The sequence below is a fragment of the Pseudomonas sp. PMCC200344 genome (assembly GCF_030053095.1).
Taxonomy (GTDB): domain Bacteria; phylum Pseudomonadota; class Gammaproteobacteria; order Pseudomonadales; family Pseudomonadaceae; genus Aquipseudomonas; species Aquipseudomonas svalbardensis.
In genome coordinates this window covers 1,735,240-1,758,179 of the sequence record NZ_CP125618.1, presented here as the reverse complement: position 1 = coordinate 1,758,179, position 22,940 = coordinate 1,735,240, and the positions used below count along the sequence as shown (strand labels likewise).

23 protein-coding genes and 2 pseudogenes are annotated in these 22,940 nt (G+C 58.2%); 16 read left to right on the top strand and 9 right to left on the bottom strand.

Annotated features, from left to right (window positions below; translation table 11 throughout):
- Positions 1–153 precede the first annotated feature (153 nt).
- Genes QFW87_RS07855 through QFW87_RS07845 form a run of 3 tightly spaced genes read left to right on the top strand, consistent with a single transcriptional unit; the run spans position 154 to position 5,079 of the window.
- The gene (locus QFW87_RS07855) at positions 154–1,512 is read left to right on the top strand and encodes a TolC family outer membrane protein (protein ID WP_283190212.1); all 1,359 of its coding nucleotides are present in this window, start codon (positions 154–156) and stop codon (positions 1,510–1,512) included.
- 18 nt (positions 1,513–1,530) lie between these two features.
- Positions 1,531–3,690 (top strand): type I secretion system permease/ATPase, encoded by a 2,160-nt coding sequence (locus QFW87_RS07850; protein ID WP_283190211.1) that lies wholly within the window; start codon positions 1,531–1,533, stop codon positions 3,688–3,690.
- 9 nt (positions 3,691–3,699) lie between these two features.
- Complete coding sequence (locus QFW87_RS07845; RefSeq protein WP_283190210.1) at positions 3,700–5,079, top strand: HlyD family type I secretion periplasmic adaptor subunit; 1,380 nt, start codon at positions 3,700–3,702, stop codon at positions 5,077–5,079.
- A 139-nt stretch (positions 5,080–5,218) separates the two neighbouring features.
- Here QFW87_RS07845 and QFW87_RS07840 read toward each other — a convergent pair whose 3' ends face one another.
- Positions 5,219–5,815, bottom strand: a complete 597-nt coding sequence (locus QFW87_RS07840; RefSeq protein WP_283190209.1) for a DTW domain-containing protein — start codon at positions 5,813–5,815, stop codon at positions 5,219–5,221.
- A gap of 5 nt (positions 5,816–5,820) precedes the next feature.
- Positions 5,821–6,714 (bottom strand): LysR family transcriptional regulator, encoded by an 894-nt coding sequence (locus QFW87_RS07835; RefSeq protein WP_007945995.1) that lies wholly within the window; start codon positions 6,712–6,714, stop codon positions 5,821–5,823.
- Positions 6,715–7,119: 405 nt separating this feature from the next.
- Between QFW87_RS07835 and speB the strand changes: the two genes are divergently transcribed.
- From speB to QFW87_RS07800, 7 genes are all read left to right on the top strand, one after another.
- Positions 7,120–8,070 (top strand): agmatinase, encoded by a 951-nt coding sequence (speB, locus tag QFW87_RS07830; RefSeq protein ID WP_283190208.1) that lies wholly within the window; start codon positions 7,120–7,122, stop codon positions 8,068–8,070.
- A 9-nt stretch (positions 8,071–8,079) separates the two neighbouring features.
- Positions 8,080–8,502, top strand: coding sequence for a nuclear transport factor 2 family protein (locus QFW87_RS07825; protein ID WP_283190207.1), 423 nt, complete (start codon positions 8,080–8,082; stop codon positions 8,500–8,502).
- 55 nt (positions 8,503–8,557) lie between these two features.
- Positions 8,558–10,069, top strand: a complete 1,512-nt coding sequence (locus QFW87_RS07820; protein ID WP_283190206.1) for a cytosine permease — start codon at positions 8,558–8,560, stop codon at positions 10,067–10,069.
- Positions 10,070–10,233: 164 nt separating this feature from the next.
- Positions 10,234–11,613, top strand: coding sequence for a sodium:solute symporter (locus QFW87_RS07815; protein ID WP_283190205.1), 1,380 nt, complete (start codon positions 10,234–10,236; stop codon positions 11,611–11,613).
- A gap of 84 nt (positions 11,614–11,697) precedes the next feature.
- Complete coding sequence (locus QFW87_RS07810; RefSeq protein WP_283183507.1) at positions 11,698–12,423, top strand: MBL fold metallo-hydrolase; 726 nt, start codon at positions 11,698–11,700, stop codon at positions 12,421–12,423.
- 55 nt (positions 12,424–12,478) lie between these two features.
- Complete coding sequence (locus QFW87_RS07805) at positions 12,479–12,730, top strand: acyl carrier protein (RefSeq protein ID WP_283183506.1); 252 nt, start codon at positions 12,479–12,481, stop codon at positions 12,728–12,730.
- 158 nt (positions 12,731–12,888) lie between these two features.
- Positions 12,889–13,947 carry an IS110 family transposase gene (locus QFW87_RS07800; RefSeq protein WP_283190887.1) on the top strand — a complete coding sequence of 353 codons (1,059 nt, stop codon included), beginning with the start codon at positions 12,889–12,891 and terminating at the stop codon, positions 13,945–13,947.
- A 428-nt stretch (positions 13,948–14,375) separates the two neighbouring features.
- On the opposite strand, the gene QFW87_RS07795 is transcribed toward QFW87_RS07800, so the two are convergent.
- On the bottom strand, positions 14,376–14,504 hold the full coding sequence (locus QFW87_RS07795) for a PA1414 family protein (RefSeq protein WP_007914492.1): 129 nt from the start codon (positions 14,502–14,504) through the stop codon (positions 14,376–14,378).
- A gap of 139 nt (positions 14,505–14,643) precedes the next feature.
- A pseudogene (locus tag QFW87_RS07790) lies at positions 14,644–14,871 on the bottom strand (LysR substrate-binding domain-containing protein); the annotation flags it as partial.
- Between QFW87_RS07790 and QFW87_RS07785 the strand changes: the two are divergent.
- Positions 14,871–15,132, top strand: a pseudogene (locus QFW87_RS07785) (YbfB/YjiJ family MFS transporter); the annotation flags it as partial. The pseudogenes QFW87_RS07790 and QFW87_RS07785 sit on opposite strands and share 1 nt — an antisense overlap.
- On the opposite strand, the gene QFW87_RS07780 reads toward QFW87_RS07785, so the two are convergent.
- Together QFW87_RS07780 and QFW87_RS07775 are read right to left on the bottom strand one after the other, a co-directional pair.
- On the bottom strand, positions 15,077–16,009 hold the full coding sequence (locus tag QFW87_RS07780; protein ID WP_283190204.1) for a DMT family transporter: 933 nt from the start codon (positions 16,007–16,009) through the stop codon (positions 15,077–15,079). The pseudogene QFW87_RS07785 and the gene QFW87_RS07780 overlap by 56 nt on opposite strands.
- Before the next feature lie 129 nt (positions 16,010–16,138).
- Complete coding sequence (locus tag QFW87_RS07775; RefSeq protein ID WP_033056115.1) at positions 16,139–16,975, bottom strand: S1-like domain-containing RNA-binding protein; 837 nt, start codon at positions 16,973–16,975, stop codon at positions 16,139–16,141.
- A 351-nt stretch (positions 16,976–17,326) separates the two neighbouring features.
- On the opposite strand from QFW87_RS07775, the gene QFW87_RS07770 reads away from it, so the two are divergent.
- The 3 genes from QFW87_RS07770 to QFW87_RS07760 all read left to right on the top strand — a co-directional run bounded on the left by QFW87_RS07770 (position 17,327) and on the right by QFW87_RS07760 (position 19,401).
- Complete coding sequence (locus QFW87_RS07770) at positions 17,327–17,515, top strand: hypothetical protein (protein ID WP_017337097.1); 189 nt, start codon at positions 17,327–17,329, stop codon at positions 17,513–17,515.
- 219 nt (positions 17,516–17,734) lie between these two features.
- The gene (locus tag QFW87_RS07765) at positions 17,735–18,451 is read left to right on the top strand and encodes a TorF family putative porin (protein ID WP_283190203.1); all 717 of its coding nucleotides are present in this window, start codon (positions 17,735–17,737) and stop codon (positions 18,449–18,451) included.
- An 80-nt stretch (positions 18,452–18,531) separates the two neighbouring features.
- A complete protein-coding gene (locus QFW87_RS07760; protein WP_283190202.1) occupies positions 18,532–19,401 on the top strand; it encodes a DUF6279 family lipoprotein in 870 nt (289 codons plus the stop codon).
- A 125-nt stretch (positions 19,402–19,526) separates the two neighbouring features.
- Here the strand turns inward: QFW87_RS07760 and QFW87_RS07755 are convergent, their stop codons facing one another.
- Positions 19,527–19,919: a transcriptional regulator gene (locus tag QFW87_RS07755; RefSeq protein WP_150655031.1), complete on the bottom strand. Its 393-nt coding sequence runs from the start codon at positions 19,917–19,919 to the stop codon at positions 19,527–19,529.
- A 177-nt stretch (positions 19,920–20,096) separates the two neighbouring features.
- Between QFW87_RS07755 and QFW87_RS07750 the strand changes: the two genes are divergently transcribed.
- Positions 20,097–20,828 (top strand): thioredoxin family protein, encoded by a 732-nt coding sequence (locus tag QFW87_RS07750; RefSeq protein WP_283190201.1) that lies wholly within the window; start codon positions 20,097–20,099, stop codon positions 20,826–20,828.
- 301 nt (positions 20,829–21,129) lie between these two features.
- Positions 21,130–21,402, top strand: a complete 273-nt coding sequence (locus QFW87_RS07745; RefSeq protein ID WP_283190200.1) for a hypothetical protein — start codon at positions 21,130–21,132, stop codon at positions 21,400–21,402.
- Positions 21,403–21,463: 61 nt separating this feature from the next.
- On the opposite strand, the gene QFW87_RS07740 is transcribed toward QFW87_RS07745, so the two are convergent.
- Entirely contained in the window at positions 21,464–22,024 is a 561-nt protein-coding gene (locus QFW87_RS07740; RefSeq protein ID WP_283190886.1) for a hypothetical protein, read from the bottom strand.
- 373 nt (positions 22,025–22,397) lie between these two features.
- Positions 22,398–22,745, bottom strand: a complete 348-nt coding sequence (locus QFW87_RS07735) for a hypothetical protein (RefSeq protein ID WP_283190199.1) — start codon at positions 22,743–22,745, stop codon at positions 22,398–22,400.
- Between the last annotated feature and the right edge of the window lie 195 nt (positions 22,746–22,940).

Below are 22,940 nucleotides of genomic sequence, written 5' to 3'. Positions count from 1 at the left end.
TTTATTTTGCATAAGCCTTATGAAAAATTCTTCTATGGTTCTCTCCAGAATGTTCTTAGCTCTGTTGTTACAAGCATGAAACGGTTTTCACTATAAATTCCGTCAAATATTTGGCGACTAATAAGCACCATTAGGAATCAGGGAGAGGCACCCATGCGCGTATTAACCCCCCTCTGCAGCGCAATTTTGCTGGCCATGGCCTGCACTTCTCAGGCTCAAGCCATGTCATTGACGGAGGCGATTCAGAGCACCATCGCAACCCACCCGGAGCTGGCGTCGCGTGTAGACAGCCGCCTCTCGGCCGATGAACAAGTGAAAGTCGCCAAGGGGGGCTTTTATCCATCGGTGGATCTGAATGCCGCCTACGGGCGCGGGTACAGCGATAACACCAGCACCCGGGCATTCGGTAATCACCACACCGAAATCCTGACCTACACCCAATCGGAATTGCGTCTGCGGCAAATGCTCTTCGATGGTTTCAACACCTCCAACGAAGTCCAGCGCACCAAAGGCGTGGTCAATTCCCGGGCCTATTACGCTCAGGGCACCGCTCAGGATCTGGCCCTGCGCACCATCGAGGTCTACCTCGAAGTGCTCAAGCGCCGCGAACTGGTGACCTTGGCCACGAACAATCTGCAAGCTCACATGCGGGTCAACGATCAGATCGGTCTGCGCACCCAGCGTGGTATCGGCAGCACCGCCGACTCCGACCAGTCCGTCGCTCGCCGGGCACTGGCACAAAACAACCTCGATACCGCTGAAGTCGATCTGGCGGATGCCGAGTCGAACTTCTACGCCGTCGTGGGGCGCCTGCCCGATGAACTCGAAGCCCCGCCCTCGACCCGCGGCGAACTGCCCGCCACCCTGCAGGAAGCCCAGCAAAGCATGGTGGAAAACAACCCGTACCTGAAATCCGCCCAGGCCGATGTGCAATCGGCCGAGAGCCAGTACGAAGTTGCCAAGTCGCCGTTCTACCCTCGCTTCGACGCCGAAGCCGCCGTGGGTGCGAACAATAACGTGCAGGGCGATGAAGGCCACGACAACGAGTGGCGAGTCGGCGTAGTGATGAACTACAACCTGTTCCGTGGTGGCAGCGACAAAGCTCGCCTGGCCTCCAATGCGCACCAGATCAACCAGGCGATGGACATCCGCAACAATGCCCTGCGCCAACTCAACGAGAACATTCACCTGGCCTGGAACGCCATGGTCAACGCCAAGAAACAAACCCCGACCGCCCGCGAATACGCGGACACCAGCGGGCGCGTACGCGTGGCGTATCAGGACCAGTTCGGCCTCGGTCAACGCACCCTGCTCGACCTGCTGGACAGTGAAAATGAGCTCTACAACGCCAACCGCCGCTACACCGAAGTGCGCTACACCGAGGAGTACTCGATGTACCGCGTGCTGGCGAACATGGGTCAGTTGCTGAGCAAACAACGGGTGGTGTTGCCCGCCGATGCGATCGCCTCCTCGGAAGTAAAAAACGAAGCCCGTTTGCCTGAACTGAAGTAGGCCTATGGAGAGATCAATGTGACCAGCATGGAAACCGGCAACATCAGTGTCGATCCGCGCTTGAGTTTCGATGACCCGCTTCTGGACGGTCTGTTGATCCTCTGCAAACTCCATGGCGCGACGGTCAGTCGCGCCAGCCTGAGTGCCGGGCTTCCCCTGAACAAACAACGCTTGAGCCTGGACCTGCTACCTCGCGCAGCGGCCCGGGCCAGTTTGCAGGCGCGATTGCTGCGCCGTGAACTGGCGGACATTTCCGCCCTCAACCTGCCTGTGATGCTGATCCTCAACAACGGCCGCACCGCCATTCTGCGACGCTTCGGCGATGACGGTCAGTTGCTGATTCTGCCGAGCGAAGCCGACGGCGGTGAACAATGGGTCAGCACGGACGAACTGGCCGAAAATTACAGCGGCCAAGCCTTGTTCGCGCGGCCGCGGCATGAACTCGAAGACTTGCGCTCGCCGCTGGTGCCGCGGGTGGAGGCGTGGTTTCGAGACACTTTGAAGCTGTCGAAGTGGCTGTACAGCGACGCGATTCTGGCGAGTTTTCTGATCAACCTGCTGGGGTTGATGGTGCCGCTGTTCGTGATGCAGACCTACGACCGGGTGGTGCCGAACCAGGCCACGTCGACGTTGTGGGTGCTGTCCATCGGCTTGCTGATCGGCACCGGTTTCGAACTGGTGTTGCGGGTGGTCCGCGCGCACCTGCTGGACACCGCCGGGCAGAAAACTGACGTGATCCTTTCGGCCACGTTGTTCGAACGCATTACCGGCATGGCGATGAAAGCGCGGCCGGCGACCATTGGTGGTTTCGCCCAAAGCATCCATGACTTCCAGGGCCTGCGGGAATTCCTCACCGCCGTAACGCTGACAAGCCTGATCGACCTGCCCTTTGCCGTGCTGATGCTGGTGGTGATCGGCCTGCTCGGCGGCTGGCTGGTGGTGATTCCGTTACTGGCGTTTCCGATCACGATTATTTTCGCGATGGTGATCCAGGTGCGCCTGCGCGACACCGTACAGAAAAGCCTGACCCTGGGCGCCGAACGCCAGGCGCTGCTGATCGAAACCCTCGGCGGCCTCGAAACCCTCAAGGCCTGCAGCGCCGAAAGCGAACGCCAGCACACATGGGAAAGCACCCACGGCGCCCTCACCCGCCTCGACAGCCATGCGCGCAACCTCTCGGCACTGGCCACCAACGGCACGCTGTTCATCCAGCAATTCTGCGGCATGGCGACCATCGTCGCCGGGGTCTACAGCATCATCGCCGGCAACCTCAGCGTCGGCGCGCTGGTGGCGACCTACATGCTCGGCAGCCGGGTGCTCGCGCCGCTGGGGCAGATTGCCGGTTTGATCACGCGCTATCAGCAAGCGCAACTGACCATGAAAAGTACCGATGCGCTGATGTCCTTGCCGCAGGAACGCGACGCCAAACAACGGCCGCTTGAACGCACGCAACTGCAAGGCGCGATAGACGTCAGCAGTGTGACGTTCCACTACAACGGCCAGAACGCTCCGGCCCTGGCCAACATCAGCTTCAGCGTAAAACCCGGCGAGCGGATCGGCATCATCGGTCGCAGCGGCTCGGGCAAAAGTACGCTGGCGCGGCTGGTGATGGGTTTCTACGCACCGGAAGAAGGCCAGCTGCTGCTCGACGGTCTGGACCTGCGGCAACTGGATGTCGCCGACCTGCGCCAGCAAATCGGTTACGTCGCCCATGACCTGCCGCTGTTGGCCGGCAGCCTGCGCGACAACCTGACCCTCGGCGCACGCTACATCAGCGATTCACGGATGCTCGAAGTCGCCGAACTGACCGGCGTCACCGAGCTGGCGCGTCAACATCCGCAAGGCTTCGACCGGCCGGTGGGTGAACGCGGACAACTGCTGTCCGGCGGTCAACGTCAGGCGGTGTTGCTGGCTCGCGCCTTGTTGCTGGATCCGCCGATCATGTTGCTCGACGAACCCACCAGTGCCATGGACAACAGCAGCGAAGACGTTCTGCGGCAAAAACTCCACCGCTGGGTCCAGGGCAAAACCCTGCTGCTGGTAACCCACCGCACCTCGATGCTCAGCCTGGTGGATCGGCTGGTGGTGCTGGACAACGGGCGGATCGTCGCCGACGGTCCGAAAGAAGTGGTCATCGATGCACTGCGCAAGGGCCGTGTCGGCTCTGCGGCTGTCTAGGAGCTAGCCATGGCCCGTTCATCATCCGACGCGTCGCGCTCTGATTCGAAGCCGCGCGGCTACTTTGGCAGTTTCAGCAAAAGCGCCGAAAGCGAATTCATGCCGGAAACCGCCGGCGCCTCGTTGCAGGATTCGCCACGCTGGTCGCGGATCACCGTGTGGCTGGCGGCTGCGCTGATTATCACGGCGGTGGTCTGGGCCAAGTTCGCGGTGCTGCAGGAAGTGACCATGGGCGAAGGCAAGGCGATTCCGTCGAGCAAGGTTCAAGTGATCCAGAACTTGGAGGGCGGCATCGTCACTGAGATCTTCGTGCGCGAAGGGCAAATGGTGAACAAGGGCGACACCTTGCTGCGCCTCGATGACACTCGATTCCTGTCGAACAAGGGCGAAAGCGAGGCGGATCGTTATGCGCTGACCGCGCAGGTCGAACGGCTGTCGGCCGAAGCGGAAGGCCGGCCGTTCAAGCTCTCCCCGGAAGTGATCGCCAAGGCGCCGCAAGTGGCCGAAGACGAGCGCTCGCTGCACGAGCAACGACAACGTCGACTGGCCAGCGAACAGCGCACCTTGAGTGAGCAACTTCGGCAAAAAACTCAGGAGCTGGCAGAGTTCCGCTCCAAGCAGGGCCAATACAGTTCAAGCCTGGCATTGCTGCAACAAGAAATGAACATGTCCGCGCCGCTGGTAGGCAGCGGGGCGGTTTCGCCGGTGGAAATATTGCGACTCAAACGCAGTGCGGTGGAGATTCGCGGTTCATTGAACGCCACGACCCTGGCAATTCCCCGTGCGGAATCGGCGATCAATGAGATCAAAAGCAAGATTGATGAGTCCGAACAATCCTTCCGCTCCGACGCGGCGAAAGAGCTGAATGAAAAACGCACCGACCTGTCGAAAATCACGGCATCGAGCATTGCTATCGATGACCGCGTCACCCGCACCACAGTGGTGTCGCCGGTTCACGGGATTATCAAAGTGCTGAAGGTCAACACCATCGGCGGCGTGGTCCAGCCGGGCAGCGACATGGTGGAAATCGTGCCCATTGAAGACAACTTGCTGATCGAAGCCAAAGTGCGGCCGCAGGACGTGGCGTTCCTGCATCCGGGGCAGAAAGCGATGGTCAAGTTCAGTGCTTACGATTACACGATTTATGGCGGGCTGAGTGCGAAGCTGGAGTTGATTGGGGCGGACACGATTACGGATGACAAGGGCAACAGCTTCTACCTGATTCAGGTGAGAACAGATAAGAATCACTTGGGCGGGGATGTGAAACCGTTGCTGATCATTCCGGGGATGGTGGCGACGGTGGACATCATCACCGGGGAGAAAAGCGTGCTGGATTACTTGCTCAAACCGGTGCTTAAAGCCCGGACCGAAGCGATGCGCGAAAGATAGTTTCTGGTTAGGTTTATTGGTGATTGTTCCACCGCTTTCGCGAGCAGGCTCGCTCCCACAGTGGATCGCATTTCTTCAGGAAGAACTCCGTCAACTGTGGGAGCGAGCCTGCTCGCGAAGAGGCCCTCAATCACAACGACTATTTCGGCCCATGATTACGCTGAAAAACCACATCCCCCATCGCCGCAATCTGCCCCTCGATCAACGCTTCGAACGGCCGCAGCAACGGTTCGAAAGTGGTCGGTGCTTCGAGGGTCTGCAACGCCTGAACAATCGCCTCCACCGTCGACAACGCGCCCGGCCCCGGTGCTTTGCGCAATCGATATCTCGACACCCCGCCCTGCGCCAACGTCACCCTCGGCAGCGCCGCCAGCAACGGGTTGAGGTGCAGCATCTTGCGCGCCTTGCGCCAGGTGCCGTCCGGGACGACCAGCAACAATGGTTGATCAGTTGCCGTGTAAGCCTGCAACGGCTGCGCATCGTCAGCAGGAAACAGCAGCCGAGCCTGATAGCCCGGTTGATTCAACAATGCCGGTAAATCCTCGAACACCTCGCCCACTATCAACTCGGCATTCTTCAACCCCAACGCCGCCAACCGTGCGGTGTTCAGTGCATGGTTCACTTCGCTGGAATGCTGCAACAACAGCACTCGGGTGCGGCTGTCGAGGCTCGGAATCAGCGGACACAAACAGTGAGTTTGCGGGCGCAGGCAGCGCGGACATTGGATTCTGGACATTGTTTTCAAGCCTGATTCAGTTGCGCTTTGAGCAAATCGCGGAAGGTCTGGATCAGCGGCTCGCGGCTGCGGCCACGGCGCACGATCATCGAGAACGGCGCCTGATACCCGAAGGTCGCCGGCAGCAGCACCCGCAAATCGCCCTTGTCCGCCCACGCCTGGGCGTAGTGCTCCGGCAGGTAACCGATGTAGGCGCCGGACAGCACCAGAATCAGCTGCGCTTCCATACTTTCCACCGTCGCCGCGCTGTGCTTGAAACCGTGACGTGCCAGTTCCGCCTGGCTCCAGTAGCCGCGGCCAACCATGCGTTGCTGAGTGATGACTTGCTCGGGAATGCGCCGTTCGGTGAACAGCGGATGACGGCTGCTGCAATACAACCAGTGTTGTTCGCGGTACAGCGGCATGTACACCAGACCGCTCATGCGCGTGGAGAACGCGCCGATGGCCAGGTCGAGGCGGTTGTCCTGCACGCCGAGTTGCAGCTCGTAAGGGCTCATGACCGACAAATGCAAATGCACGGCCGGGTGTTCCTGGCTGTAGGCGCCAATGGCTTCGGCGAAGGGCAAGGCCTTGTCGCTGACGGTGGAGTCGATGACGCCGAGGTTCAAGGTGCCCCGCAGTTCGCCCTTGAGCGCCGCAGCGTATTGTTCGAAGCCTTCGAGTTCGCCGAGCAGACGCAGGGTTTCCTGGTGAAACAGCTCGCCTTTGCTGGTCAGGCTGAAACCACCGCGGCCGCGATGGCACAGGACCAGACCGAGGGCGGCTTCGAGCTGGCTCATGTAAGTGCTGATGGCCGAGGTCGAGAGGTTGAGCTCTTGCTGGGCGTTGGCAAACCCCTGATGGCGAACCACGCTGACGAAGATGCGCAACAGTTTCAGGTCGGGTAATGCGTTGGCCATGGGGGCTCCGGGCTTTAGAAATGTGTTGCCTGTTGAATCCACCCCTCACCCCAGCCCTCTCCCCAAGGGGAGAGGGGGAAAGGGAGCCGATCTCCATGGCTTTCAAATCCTGAGTTCGACTCTATATTTCAGGTCGATGTAATTCCCGAGAACACCTCGGTCAGTCCCCTCTACCCCCTGGGGAGAGGGTTAGGGTGAGGGGTCGTTCTTGAGCCGAGCACAAATCTCAATGCCGCAAAGTCTAATCCCCCTCCAGCCATTAGTTTAGAAAAATCTGAACTAAGTATTTGCCCGTAGCGATTCTTCCCGGCCACTACATTTCGCAGAATCGCCCCACAGCGGTGCCTGCGTCTCTCCGACCTGCGCAACCGACATAAATAAAACAACGACGATGAGGCCTTACCCGTGGACAAGATTCTTCACCAACCACTGGGCGGCAATGAAATGCCGCGCTTCGGCGGCATCGCCACCATGATGCGACTTCCCCATTTGCCAACCGCTGCCGGTCTGGATGCTGCCTTCGTTGGCGTCCCGCTGGACATCGGCACTTCCCTGCGTCCCGGTACCCGTTTCGGACCTCGCGAAATCCGCGCTGAATCGGTGATGATCCGCCCGTACAACATGGCTACCGGCGCTGCACCGTTTGACTCGCTGTCGGTTGCCGACATCGGTGACGTGGCGATCAACACGTTCAACCTGCTGGACGCGGTACGGATCATCGAAGAGTCCTACCACAAAATCCTCGAACACAATGTGATCCCCCTGACCCTCGGCGGCGACCACACCATTACTCTGCCAATCCTGCGTGCGATTCATAAGAAGCACGGCAAGGTCGGCCTGGTGCACATCGACGCTCACGCCGATGTGAACGACCACATGTTCGGCGAGAAAATCGCCCACGGCACCACCTTCCGTCGCGCTGTCGAAGAAGGCCTTCTGGATCCGGACCGCGTGGTGCAAATCGGTCTGCGCGCTCAGGGCTACACCGCTGACGACTTCAACTGGAGCCGCAACCAGGGCTTCCGTGTGGTTCAGGCTGAAGAGTGCTGGCACAAATCCCTGGCACCGCTGATGGCCGAAGTTCGCGAGAAAGTCGGCGGCGGTCCGGTGTACCTGAGTTTCGACATCGACGGCATCGATCCAGCCTGGGCGCCAGGTACCGGCACCCCGGAAATCGGTGGTCTGACGACCATTCAGGCGATTGAAATTGTTCGCGGCTGCCAAGGCCTCGACCTGGTCGGCTGCGATCTGGTAGAAGTCTCGCCCGCTTACGACACCACCGGCAACACCTCGCTGCTGGCCGCCAACCTGCTGTACGAAATGCTCTGCGTACTGCCTGGCGTGGTCCACCGCTGAGGATCGGTCATGAACGAACGTGATCAGGTACTCAAGGCCGCTGCCGATCTGGTGTCAGCCTTTGCCCGTAACGATCGCGAGGCCTACTTCGGCGCGTTCAGCGCCGACGCGAGCTTCGTGTTCTACACCCTCGAACAGCCCCTGCTGTCGCGCGATGCCTATCAGGCGTTGTGGGACACTTGGCGCTCGGAGGATGGCTTCGAGGTGCTTTCGTGTGCTTCAAGCAACGCCTTTGTCAGCCTGCAAGGTGACGTGGCGATTTTCATCCATGACGTGGCCACCGAGCTGCGCATGCAAGGGGAGCAACACTTCAGCCAGGAGCGCGAGACGATTGTTTTCAAGAAACAAGCGTCTGGCCAAGAACAACAAGGCCTATGGCTGGCCTGCCACGAACATTTGTCCGCAATGCCGGAAGGGCTGCCACCCCCTTAGCCAAAACAGGTGACGCTCACGCACGATGAGCGCGCCTTTATGATCGGAGCAGATCATGAATAACAACAACAAAGACCAAAGCCTTACGCAGATTGAAACCCACGGGGTCGAACAGATCCCGGATCATGAGCGCGACGCCCGACCCAGCGACCTGTTTCGCTTGATCTTCGGCGGCGCCAACACCTTTGCTACCGCCGTGCTCGGCAGTTTCCCGGTGCTGTTCGGCCTGTCGTTCCAGGCCGGTGTCTGGGCGATCGTGCTGGGCGTGTTACTCGGTGCGCTGATCCTCGCGCCGATGGGCCTGTTCGGCCCGATCAATGGCACCAACAACGCTGTGTCTTCCGGTGCGCACTTTGGCGTGCACGGGCGGATCGTCGGATCGTTTTTGTCGCTGTTGACCGCCATCGCCTTCTTCTCGCTCTCGGTGTGGAGTTCGGGTGATGCGCTGATCGGTGGTGCCAAACGCCTGATCGGTCTTCCGGAAACCGACCTGACCCTGGGGCTGGCCTACGGTCTGTTCGCGATCCTGGTGCTCACCGTTTGCATCTACGGTTTCCGCTTCCTGCTGTGGGTCAACAAGATCGCGGTATGGAGCGCCAGCCTGCTGTTCCTGCTGGGCATCTTCGCCTTCGTCGGTCCGTTCGATGTGAACTACGCCGGCACCGTCAGCATGGGCCAACCCGGTTTCTGGGCCGCCTTCATCGGCGCGGCGCTGGTGGCGATGAGTAACCCGATTTCCTTCGGCGCGTTCCTCGGTGACTGGTCGCGTTACATCCCGCGTGACACCTCCAAGCGCCGCATCATGGCCGCCGTGGTGATCTCGCAGATCGCAACCTTCATCCCGTTCCTGTTCGGCCTCGCCACTGCCACCATCGTAGCGATCAAGGCGCCGGACTACATCGCAGCCAACAACTACGTGGGTGGGCTGCTGGCCGTCTCGCCGAGCTGGTTCTTCCTGCCGGTGTGCCTGATCGCAGTGATCGGCGGCATGTCCACCGGCACCACCTCGCTCTATGGCACCGGGCTGGACATGTCCAGCGTGTTCCCTCGTGTGCTGTCGCGGGTCAAGGCAACGCTGCTGATCGGCGTGATGTCGATTGCCTTCATCTTCATCGGGCGCTTTGCCGCGAACCTGGTGCAGAGCGTGTCGACCTTCGCCGTGCTGATCATCACCTGCACCACCCCGTGGATGGTGATCATGATCATCGGCCTGCTGGTGCGTCGCGGCTTCTACTGTCCGGATGACCTGCAAGTGTTCACCCGCGGCGAGAAAGGGGGTCGTTACTGGTTCACGCATGGCTGGAACTGGCGTGGGCTGGGTGCCTGGATCCCGAGCGCTGCGGTGGGCTTGTGCTTTGTGAACCTGCCTGGGCAGTTCGTGGGTCCGCTCGGTGAACTGGCCGGCGGCATCGACATCAGCTTGCCGGTCACCCTTGGCCTGGCGTCGCTGGTGTACCTGGCGCTGTTGAGCCTGTTCCCGGAATCGGCCGCGGTGTTCGGTCCAAACGATCCACGCAGCAAGGGTGCCAGCACCATCAAGAAATCTGAAATACGTCAGCCGGCTTGAAACCGCTTCCCCTGTGGGAGCGAGCCTGCTCGCGAAGACGGCGGCACATTCAACATCAATGTGACTGATAGACCGCTTTCGCGAGCAGGCTCGCTCCCACAGTGAGCAGCCCCACAGAACCATCTTTGTTTCACCATAAAAAAGACAATCGGAGACACGCCATCATGGCATTGGATTTATTCGTCGTTCTCATTTACGCCGCCGCGATGCTGGTACTCGGCTACTTCGGCATGCGCAAGGCCAAGACCAACGAAGACTACTTGGTCGCCGGTCGTAACCTCGGCCCTACCCTGTACATGGGCACCATGGCCGCTACCGTTCTGGGCGGTGCTTCTACCGTCGGTACTGTGCGTCTGGGCTACGTCCATGGCATCTCCGGTTTCTGGCTCTGCGCCGCACTGGGTTGCGGGATCGTGGCGCTGAATCTGTTCCTCGCCAAACCGCTGCTGAAGCTGAAAATCTACACCGTTACCCAAGTGCTGGAAAAACGCTACAACCCGATGGCCCGCTCGGCGAGCGCGGCGATCATGCTGGCGTACGCGCTGATGATCGGCGTGACCTCGATCCTGGCAATCGGCACCGTGCTGCAAGTGCTGTTCGGCCTGCCGTTCTGGATCTCGGTACTGCTCGGCGGTGGCGTGGTGGTGATCTACTCGGCCATCGGCGGCATGTGGTCCCTGACCCTGACCGACATCGTCCAGTTCGTGATCAAGACCGTCGGCCTGATGTTCATCCTGTTGCCGATCTGCCTGTACCGCGTCGGCGGTTGGGATGAGTTGGTGTTGAAACTGCCGGAAGCCGCCTTCAGCTTCACCACCATCGGCTGGGACACCATCATCACCTACTTCATGATCTACTTCTTCGGGATCCTGATTGGCCAGGACATCTGGCAGCGTGTGTTCACCGTCAAGAGCGCCAAAGTGGCTCAGGTTGCCGGTACTTTCGCGGGCATCTATTGCATCTTCTACGGTCTGGCCTGTGCCCTGATCGGCATGGCCGCTCATGTACTGATCCCAGACCTGGACAACGTCAACAATGCCTTCGCCGCCATCGTCAAACTGTCCCTGCCAGACGGTATCCGTGGCCTGGTGATCGCTGCTGCACTGGCCGCCATGATGTCCACTGCCAGCGCCGGCCTGCTCGCCGCGTCCACCACGCTGACCGAAGACCTGCTGCCGAAACTGCGCGGCGGCAAACAGTCGACTCTGGGTATCAACCGCCTGTTCACTCTGTTGACCGGCATCGCGGTACTCGGCATCGCGCTGGTAGTCAACGACGTGATCAGCGCGCTGACCCTGGCGTACAACCTGTTGGTGGGTGGCATGCTGATCCCGCTGATCGGTGCAATCTTCTGGAAACGCGCAACCACCGCCGGCGCTATCGCCAGCATGGGCCTGGGCTTTGCCACCGCGCTGGTGTTCATGATCAAGGACGGAATGGACGCCAACACCCCGATCTACTACAGCCTCGGCGTGGGTCTGGTGAGTTTCGTGGTGGTCAGCTTGCTGTCCCCTCGCCCTGCAGCGGTGGCCAGCGCCGCCTAAGCTGAACATAACGACTTGATGCTTTCTTCGACGGGTGTGGCGTCGGTTGCCACATCCGTTTTTTTTCGTCTGGAGAAAACCTTGATGAAGATTGTTTCTCGCGATCAGTGGTTTGAAGTCAAACAACTCAGCGACAGCATTCGCCTGATTCACGAGCCTTACATCCGCCCCTTCTATCGCTGCAACCTCTGGCACATCCAGGGACGCGACAAAGACTTGCTGCTCGACAGCGGCTCCGGGTTGGTCAGCCTGCGCGAGCAACTGCCGTGGATCACCGAGCGGCCGCTGGTCGCCGTGGCCAGTCATTGCCATTTCGACCACATCGCCGGACACCACGAATTCCCTGAGCGGCTGGTGCATCCGGCTGAAGCGGACATCCTCGCCGCACCCGACGGCGACAACGATTTGAGCAAAGCCTTTGTCGGCGACGACATGTTCGAGGCTCACCCCGACTGCCCACTGTGCTACGCCGAATACCGGGTCAAAGCCGCGCCAGCCACCGGCCTGATCGAAGAAGGCGACGTGCTGGATCTGGGCAACCGCACGCTGCAAGTGCTGCATACGCCGGGGCATTCACCGGGCGGCATCAGCCTTTACGAAGCAGCGACCGAAACCCTGTTCAGCGGCGACATCATCTACGACGGGCCACTGATCGAAGACGCCTACCACTCCAACCTCGACGACTACGCCCGCAGCCTGCAGCGTTTGCGCGAGTTGCCGATCCGCACGGTGCACGGCGGGCATTTCGGGAGTTTTTCCGGGGAACATTTGCGCACGATGATTGACGAGTGGCAGCGCTTGCACGCCTGAAGCCTGCTGTACTCAGCCCCAGGGACAACAACAATAACGCCCTCGAAGAACAACCATGAAAAGAGCTGCCGTTCGTGCTGCCGTGCATCGTTTCATCCGCCGCCTGCTGGAGAGTCAGGATGACTTCGACGACAACGCGAGCCTGGCGCAATTGGGATTGGATAAAGAAGATATCGAAGAGCTGATCTTCCATCTGGAAGATGAGCTGGGTTTGACGGCGTTTACGGCGGAGGAAGATCAGATGCTCAAGACCGCCAGAACGGCGAATGACTTGAGCCGGTTTTTGATGGAGATTGGGCGGCATTGAGTTTGCCACCTCTTGAGCTAGCGCGCCCCTGTAATTGGATGGACTCGCCCAAGCCGAGGCGTCAATGCGCCACGGTGGCAGTCTAAACAGCCAACGACAGCGAGGGCGAGTCCATGAAAAAGCATACTTCGATTGATCAATTCCTGTCTTCTTCCGATTTGTCGGCCTGCACAACCGTGGCGGTCGATCTGGCCAAGCAGGTCTTTCAGGTCGCCGGTGAAGACGTCCTCGGCCAGGTGCACTACGAGCAACGGATCAAGTCGCGCGAGGCGTTTTATGAGTTTCTACGCCAGTTGCCGCCTCATGTCGTGGTTCTGATGGAGACCGGCCCGGGTGCTCAAGCCTGGGCCCGGCAGCTGCAAGACCAAGGCAATCTGGCGCGGATTCTTCCAGCCGGCTTGGTGGCCACACATCGCAGCGGGCCTAAAAATGATCGCAACGATGCGCTGGCGATCCTGCGGGCTGGTCGCGATGAAAAGATCTGCGCAGTGCCGGTCAAAAGCGTTGCGGCGCTGGCCATGCAGGCACTGCATCGCGCTCGTCAAGGTTACGTGCGTCGCCGCACCGCCGTGAGTAATCAGATGCGCGGCCTGCTGCTCGAGCATGGCGTGGCCTTGGCGCAGGGCGATGTTGCGATCAGCCAGAAAATTCCGCGGGTACTGGAAGATGCCACCCAGCCGGTGCCGGGTCTGCTGCGTGAACTGATCGACGAACTGTTGGCCGAGTGGCGCCATTTGGGCGAACGCATCAGCGTGCTGACGGGGCGCCTCGAAGTGGCCGCCAACGCCGACATGACGGCGAAGCGACTGATGACTGTGCGCGGCATCGGCCCAGTCACTGCCACGGCACTGGTGGCCAAGGAAACCAAGCCTGAGCGATTTCCCAATGCCCGCAAGTTTGCCGCGTACTTTGGCATGGTGCCTGACCAGCACAGCAGCGGGCAGACGGTCCGGCTGGGGGACATGACCAAGCGAGGCGATGTTTATTTACGCAGCCTGATGATCCAGGGAGCCCATGCGGTACTGCAACAACTACGACCTGATTCCCAGCAACCCGATGACCGCCGCTTGTTGCGCTGGATGAGCCGACTGGGCCGTAAGGAGGCTGCGGTCAGGTTAGCCAACCGCAACCTGCGAATCGTCTGGGTGCTTCTACAGAATGACCAGACTTATCGTCGCCAGGCTGGTGATGGCCGGCAAGCGACGATGAGCCACTGAGCGACAGAGTTCTGCCACCGAGGTACTAACTGTCCGGCCCTTTGCTGAAAAAAAATTGACCCCAGGTAAGACCGGCGTGGATTGATGCCTTAGCTGCTACTGGCCTTCGAGGCCTGACTGTAATCGGCATACCACGAGCTCTTCCAATTTTGGCCAGAAGCCGAAGACGGCTTCCTCGAATAGGCCTAATACATAGATGCAACGGGGCGGCGGTTTTTCAAAAGCGGGTAGACAGTGGGGGCGAGTCCATACATAGCAGCTGCCGAGCCTGCGAGGCTGCGTTCGACTGCGAAGCAGTCGCAGAACATACAATTGCATTCCGTCAGTATTACCGCGCGCACCGAACCTACGACTGCTTCGTCCGAACGCGGCCCGAGCCGAACGCAGCCTCGCGGTGCTCGGCAGCTGCTACAACGGCTGCGTTACGCTTACCGGCGGCGCTGTTGGCGTCGGCGTTGTTCGTCGTCAGTGCGAATAGGCACAGGTTGCAGAGGCGGTTCGATCAAACCGAGTGCAACACCCAGGTCGTGCAGCCAGTTTTGGATTTTCTCTTTCATGGTGCCCCCTTCAGGGTAGTGCCGAGTAGCCAAAATTCTGTAGCCACTTCGCACTGATAATAGTCCGAAGTCCTACGTAATGCTCGCCCAAAGTCGCAATGATCTGTTACTGAATTGATCAAAATACCTGACCGATAGTTCAAGCCATCGCCCGAGCCTGACTCGGCGCCGACGGATAGACCCATTTTTGCTGCTCAAGCCAGGCGTTCAAGTTCGCCCCGACCATGCCTTTTCGCCACATCAGCCACATGTTGGCACTGGCAAATGGCTCGGCCCACGGATGCACCGCCACGCTTTCGCGGCCCGGCAGACTAACAAGCATCGACTCTGACATCAGCGCCACGCCCGAGCCGGCGATCACGCAGGCAGCTGGTGATGCAACGTTCCCGGGAGCTGGCGCCCCACGCCCACCCAGCGCAACGCCGGGCTGCTGACGGCGTGCTTTGCGGTGGGTCAGCTCAGCGGGCCGTTGCTGCCGGCGTTAAGCAGCCACTTCAGCGATGGTTTGCAGCCAGCGCTGGTGCTCGCTGGCTGTGGTTTGCTGGTGGCTGGCGGTTTACTGCTAAGTCCGGTCAGCTCTGCCCAAGGGCTTTGCGCAAGCGACGGCGCACCCACTGCTCAGCGCTGACAAATGTAATGCCCAACAACACCAGCACCGCGCCGACAATGAAGTTGAAGCTTAGCTCTTCGCCCAGCAGCACCACGCCGAACGTGACGCCGAACAGCGGCGTCATGAACGAAAACACCGCCAGGTTCGCCGCCAGATAACGGCGCAACAGCCAGAACCAGGTCAGGTAACTGAAGAAAGACACCACCAATCCCTGGAACAACACACTGGCCACCGCCACGGTAGTCAGGCTGACGTGGGTGACCTGGCCGCTGAGGATCGCGATCAGCAACAGGCCTACGAAACCGACGATCAATTGATAGAACAGCGTCAGCGTCACCGGCGCTTCCGACAGGCGCGAAGCGCGCACCACCACCGTGGTTGCACCCCATGACGCGCCAGCCAGCACGCCCAGCGCATCGCCCATCAACATGCGGTGATCGAGGTTGTCCCACGACACCCCGCCGGCAAAGGCGATGGCGATCCCGACGAAGGCGAGGAAAATTCCCAGCCACTGGACCGGCCTTAAACGCTCACTCGGCAAAAGCCAATGAACGCCCAATGCGGTGAAGATCGGCGCGGTGTAAAGGAACACCGACATGTGCGCGGCCGTGGTCAGTTGCAAGCCTTCGGAAATGAAGAAGAACTCCAGGCCAAAAAGCGCGCCAGCCAGCAGTCCTCCGCGCCAGGTATTGCCCACTTGATCCCAGCCGCCCTTCCAGCAGATCAACAATCCTACGAGTAACGCGGAAATACCCGAGCGCCCGGCGGCCTGCATGACCGGCGCGATGTCTGGCGCCGCCCACTTGATCATCACCTGCTGAATACCCCAGATCAGGCACAACCCAATCATCACTTGCAGGGCAAACCCATCGGCGCTGCGCCGGGTGGCGCTCACAGGAACACCTCGACAACACAAAACATGGCAGTCACTCGACAGTAAAAAGCAAAGCCCCGACACAGGGCCGGGACTTTTTCATCACAGTCCGACCCTATGCAATCGCATTACATGAGGGCGGGCGCGAGCTCAGCTCAGTTCAATGCGATCGGCGTGAATAACGATCTGGCCGTTCTTGTACAACGCACCAATGGCCTTTTTGAAGTTGCCCTTGCTCACGCCAAACATACTGCTGATCACCGTCGGGTCGCTCTTGTCGCTGACCGGCAGGCTGCCATTGTTGTCGCGCAACTTGGCGAGAATCTTCGAGTTCAGGCTGGTGGCGGCTTCTTCGCCGACCGGTTGCAGGCTCAGGCTGATCTTGCCGTCGGCACGGACTTCTTTGATAAAGCCCTTCTCTTCTTTGCCAGCGCGCATGAACTTGAAGATTTCGTTCTTGTGAATCAGACCCCAGTGCTTGTTGTTGATGATCGCCTTGAAGCCCATATCGGTGGCTTCGGCAACCAGCAAATCAACTTCCTGGCCAGGGGTGTAGTTGGCCGGGGTCTTGTCGAGGTAGCGGTCCAGACGCGCCGTCGCGGTGATGCGGCGGGTGTGCTTGTCGAGGTAGACGTGCACCACCACATACTCGCCGGCGGTCATCTGACGCTTTTCTTCGGAGTACGGCAGCAACAGATCCTTCGGCAAGCCCCAATCCAGGAAAACACCGATGCTGTTGACTTCAACGACTTTTAAACTGGCGAATTCACCGACTTGAACTTTCGGCTTTTCGGTAGTTGCGATGAGTTTGTCATCGCTGTCCAGATAAATAAAAACGTTGAGCCAGTCTTCATCTTCGCTGGGAATATCTTTGGGAATATAACGATTAGGCAGGAGGATTTCGCCATCCGCGCCACCGTCCAGATATAAACCGAAGTTAGTGTGTTTAACCACTTGCAAACTGTTGTAGCGCCCGACTAAAGCCATTTCCAATACCCTCATTGCGTGGGCGGCATTCTACCCGGTTTTGCGGGCTGCGTTCGCTGGCCAGCCCGGTGGCGCAAGAAAATCCTCTGAAGGGCTTAATTTTCCTGGGCTTTACCGCACGCACCAGGCCGCTCGTCAGGCCGTTCTGGAGATTTTCGCACCTGTCCGCCAGGCGGAAAACTGTAATTTTTCACGATTGTTCTTAGTTAAAACAGCAGCTTAGAGGCCTATTCAGAATAATAACTTGTGATTAATTCTTCATCTGCTCTGTGCATTTCGGGGGGATATTTACCAAGCAATTGTCAAGTATTTCCTGTACGATGCCTGGCCAAGTTAATTTTCTATAGGTTAATGGCCGCCATGCGTGTAAAAGCATCCAACAGCAAAGCAAAGCCAGCTCCAGCCGTTGAAACCAGCGAATCGATCAACAACCAGATTGCTGCGTTCCTCAAGTCCGGCGGAGAGATCCAACAAATTGCCAAAGGCGTCAGCGGCCAGACGTTCGGCCCGTCCAAGCAGATCACTCTGGGCAAGAAGTAACGTCCCCAAGATCCGCCGCGTCACCTGGTCCCTAAGCGCTTTGAGCTTCGAAGCGCTTGGACTGGAACCCTCCTCGCAACACCCCCGCAAACAAACCAATATTTCAAAAATCGACGAACGGCCCTCGATGCCGAGCATTCGCCGGTATGCTTGCACACGTCTAGATCAAGCGTTTCAGTAGGTTTTTAGTGCCTGCACCTCGCTGTCATGGAGTGACGCATGCTCAAACCCTCCTATTTATTGCTCGGCACCCTGCTGTCGTGTTCGGTCGCCAATGCGCAAATCTTTCAGCGTGAACTGGGCGACTTCGATCTCAAACTCGGCACTACCCCCAGCCGCAGCATGGCCCAGGGGCTGGTCAAACCTTCCAGCACCGGCTCGTTCCACGGTGGTCTCGACCTGAGTCACGAAAGCGGTTTTTACGTGGGCCAATGGGCACCGAGCATGGGTTTAACGCCTGGGGCCAACCTTGAAGTCGACTCCTACATGGGCTTTAAACAGCCTTTCGATAATACCCTCGGGTACGAAGTCGGCATGATCCGTTACAGCTATCCGAAAGTGGACACCCTCGACAGCCAGGAGCTTTTCGGTGGCCTGACCTTTTTGGGCAGCCGTTTCGGCGCAGCCTTCAGCAATGACCCGGACAAACAGAACAGCACCGTATTCGCCGACCTCGGTGGCAATCAGCCCTTCGGCATCGGGATCAGCATGAAATACACCACCCACCAGCTCAACACGCCGGTGTCCGTAGACGGTGGGTATGTAGGCAGTTTCACCGACTGGTCAGTGCAACTTTCCCGCCCGTTCATGGGCGTCGATCTGGACCTGATCTACAGTGACTCCAGCTTGAGCGGCAACAGTTGCTCCGCCTATTCCGGGCGCAACAGCCAATGCGACGGGCTAATCACCCTCAAGGCCGAACGCGCCTTTTATTGATCGGCTGAACTGCGAGGCTCATCCTGCGTTCACATAGAAAAGCCCATTAAAAAAGCCAGGCCTTCGCAAAGGATTCGCCCATGTCGCGCTGGTTGAAGTGTCTCGCCGTCGTTATCACCCTCAGTCTCGCCCTCGGTGCGTGCAGCCGCGTGGGCCTGGCCTATCGCAACCTCGACGTGATCATTCCGTGGACGCTCAGCGACTACCTGGACATGAACGGCGAGCAGAAAGGCTGGTTCAACGAGCGCCTCAAGGAACACCTGAGCTGGCACTGCACCACTCAATTGCCGGGCTACCTCGACTGGCTGGACCGCTTGCAGGTCATGGTCGAGACCAACCAGGTCACCGACGCTGCGCTGCAAACCCGCGTCAAGGAAGCCAAACAGGCCATCGCCCAGACCGCCCGGGAAATCACCCCGTCGGCCATTGAGCTGTTACAGGGGCTGGATGACAAGCAAGTCGCAGAGATGAACGACGCCTTCGCCAAGGACCAGAACAAGCGCCAGGAGCGATACCTCAAACCGTCTCTCGACCAACAGATCAAGGCGCGCAGCCAGCGTATGGAAAAACGCCTGAATGACTGGCTCGGCCCGCTCAGCGCCACCCAGCAGCTACGCGTTGTCGCGTGGTCCAACACCTTGGGTGACCAGAATACGCAATGGATCGCCAACCGTGCCCATTGGCAGAAGCAATTCAGTGCGACGGTTGCGCAGCGCCAGAGTCCAGAATTCCCACAGCGCATCGAGACGCTTCTGGTGAATCGCGAGAGCTTGTGGACGCCCGCTTATCGCCAGGCCTACGCCAGCACCGAAGCCCAGGCACGGGGACTGTTTGTAGATTTGATGGCCGAAAGCACACCGGAACAGCGCCAGCGGTTGTTGAAGAAGATCGAGGGTGTGAGGAAGGATTTCAATGATTTGAAGTGCCTGAAGGCAGCGCAACAGAGCTAAGCGCAACACAAATCCAATGTGGGAGCGAGCCTGCTCGCGATTACGGTGTATCAGTAAACAATGATGTTACTGATGTACCGCAATCGCGAGCAGGCTCGCTCCCACAATGGGTTATGGGGTGATCGTCAGGCAATCTGTGCCCTCGACGCGATCTCATCAAACCTCACCTCATCTAGCGCATCTTCCTGCTCATCCAACACCTGCCGCGGATGGTCATTCCCCGGAATGCTGCTGTCGATCAAGCTCAATAAACTCGAGCCCCGTGGCGTCAAAATGTAATTCGAACCGTTCCCACCTTGATCCTCAGGCCGAGGCTCAATATAGCCGCGCGCCAACAGTAACTTTTCATACTCACCGGCCACTGTTTTCAGATGATCCAGGTTCTCAATCTCCTCGCCGTTCGCCGCTTTCTCCGCCGCGTACTGCTCGGCGTAGGGCCGTGGCGTAAAGCTGTGGCCGGCGCTGTTCTGCACCTCGTGCAACAAGCGTTCAATCAAATCCCAGTTATAAGTCGTCATCCTGATTCAACCTCCAAAGCCAGAGAGTGAGATGGCCTTCATAGATTGTGACCGGCGCGGTTCGTAGCCGTTCAGCCGAGGTTTTGAACAGCATCGACCAGCGGTATGTCGAATTGGGCGTAGGTCAAACGACTAGGTTGTGTAAGTCACCTCCCAGCACCCCGCAGGAGAATCCCAATGAACATTCAGAATCATCCCGTCGTCTCCCGAGAAGAATGGCTCGCCGCCCGCAAGCAACACCTGGCCCACGAAAAAGCCTTCACCAAAGAACGAGACAAACTCAGCGCCGAACGCCGCGCCCTGCCCTGGGTGAAAATCGACAAGGACTACCACTTTCAGGGCCCGAACGGCGAACTGAAACTGGCGGACCTGTTCGGCGGCCGCAGCCAGTTGGTCATCTACCACTTCATGTTTGGCAAAGGTTGGGACGAAGGCTGTTCCGGCTGCTCGTTCCTCTCCGATCACATTGACGGCGCCAACCAACACCTGGCCCATCATGACGTCGCCGTGGTGGCAGTTTCCCACGCACCGTTCGCCGAATTCCAGGCCTTCAAACGACGCATGGGCTGGAAATTCGATTGGGTGTCGTCAGAAGGCTGCGACTTCAATTACGACTTCGGCGTCTCGGCCCGAGCAGAAGACGTCACCGCCGGTAAAGCCACCTACAACTACGAAAAATCCGACGGTGCCGAAGAAGAACTCCCCGGCCTTAGCGTGTTTTATCGCAATGAAGCTGGAGAGATTTTCCACACCTATTCCACTTATGCCCGAGGTTTGGACATGTTGGTTGGGGCTTACAACTACTTGGACCTGACGCCCAAGGGCCGCAATGAAGAGGAAATCATGGAGTGGGTGAGGCTTCATGATCAGTATGATGACAAGGTCTCGGCCGGTTGCTGCCACAGCTAAAGTTCCTACACCAATCTCGGAAATCAGGCGCCTTGCACCGTCGGAACGATGAAGCTTATAGTCCGTCCGTCGCCCACATGGCGATTCAGGTTTGGCGACCTGATACAGAGAATGCGAAGGCTATCAGCTTAATTGCAGGCGCCGACGCACCCGCAAAGCCGCTATTTATGGCGGCTGTGCGCGGGAGATCTTCGGGTCTGCCGGTTTCTCTGTACCGGTTCGCCAACCTGCGTACAGCTGCCACCCTCTCGTTTGGCGACGACTGAGTGACGGCATTAGCCAATCAAACAGAGACCTTCAAATGAATCGATACATGCCCCTCACCGGAATCGACTTGATCCCGGCCTCCCTGCTCATCGACACCCAAGCCCCGCTAGACGTCCTGCAAGCCATGGCGGATTACCGCATTCGCACGGTCACTCAGGTGCTGGAGAACATCGCCTTTCGTGCCGAAATAGGTTGTGACACGGTTGTGCTTTCTGACTTCTCCAAATTGCTGGCCATACCATTGCGTGATGGCTGTGATTTGATGGATGTGATTGGTCGGCGATTGCGGGCGCAGGTTGTGGAGTGAATGAAAACGGGCGACCTTTTGGGTCGCCCGTTTCATATTGTGAGCAATAGATAAATCCCTTTCACACCGCTGGTACGCTCGTCACGGGAATACGCTGCTGAGGCTGGGTGACATCGTAAACATGCTGCTCACAGCGCTCACCCACAAACTGGAACTCCACCAGATAGACCTTGCTTCGTTCTGGCGTAAAGGTGCTTTTCAGCGGACCGCAACTATAGGTACCCCCAGCGCTCCTGCCATTCGAATATCCCGACACCTCGAACGGCTTATCGGCATCGGCCTGTACTTCCAACTGCGGGAAGCGTTTAACCGTGGCGCTGTTGGCCACTTCGTTGAGTTTAGCGATCCAGCCGAACACCTTGCCCTGGCCGGAATCCACCACAGTTCCAAGTACCTCAAATCGTTGGTCAGGATCTGTCGCACGGCGGACCGAAAATTCTACTGGAAATGTGTAGCCCGACGCTTTCATGATGACCTTGGCGTGCTGCGCATCGACAACTACCGTGTTCTGGCGCAGCTGGATGCCGTCTTTCAGCAGACTTGGGGACGAGTCTCTGATGCTGGAATGGCAGCCTGGTAATGTGAGAATCAGGGTCAGTGTTAGCAATATGGTTCTCTTCAAAGATACATCCTTATAAGCGTATGTTTTGACCAATGAAAAAACTTTTTTAATCCAGCGCATCATAAATATTTAAATAAACAAAGAGGAACGCGATAATTTTTACTACACCACACTACACACCGCCCCCTTACGCTATACAGCCACCTCCATCAAACCAACTTCTCTTAATAGTATTTTCCGCCCCCCACATTTCGCGAAGCAACACCTGATCATAATAATAAAAAAGGAAAACCATTTGCATGATCCTCAGATTTATATTTTGGCCATCGCACCGCTGCAAAACTAATAAGTCCGCCCCCTTTACCGTCCCCTTTACCCCCCATTTACCCTCGCACTTTCAGAAAAAACATGATTTGTCGCTGCTTCCGTTTTCTCACTTATTAAAAGCCTTTGCAGCAATACTGCCACACTCCAGATCCACTAAGTAATCAACTCCATTCCAATTGGATACAACCACGCCCCCATCCTTAGCACGAAAAATTCCGACGTATGGTTTCTCCGCTTCGGTCCCATGGGGACTTTCTGCAATTTGCCAAACAATTTCACCTTTCCTTGTAACCGCAAAGATATTCCTATTGAAAATAACACCGATTGGCGGCTCAACTCTAACCAAAAGCAAACTACCACACGCCACAACATCACCAACTATGTACGGCAGACCGACGGACTCACCCCCAACAAAAAGCCTTTCACCTTTAACACTAAACTCGATAGCATTCATTGTCCAAGCCTCCTAGTATTTGTAAATGCCGATGCAGGTAGTCGTTGTAGCAGCTCATATTGCGTCGCATTTCCTACGCCTTCAAAAACTGGATTCACAGTACCTGTCCTAATTCTAGTACCGGCTGGCACATTGACCTCGGATACAAACGTGGGCAGATCAGGAAGCGCATATTTCGATTTAATCTGCGCAGGG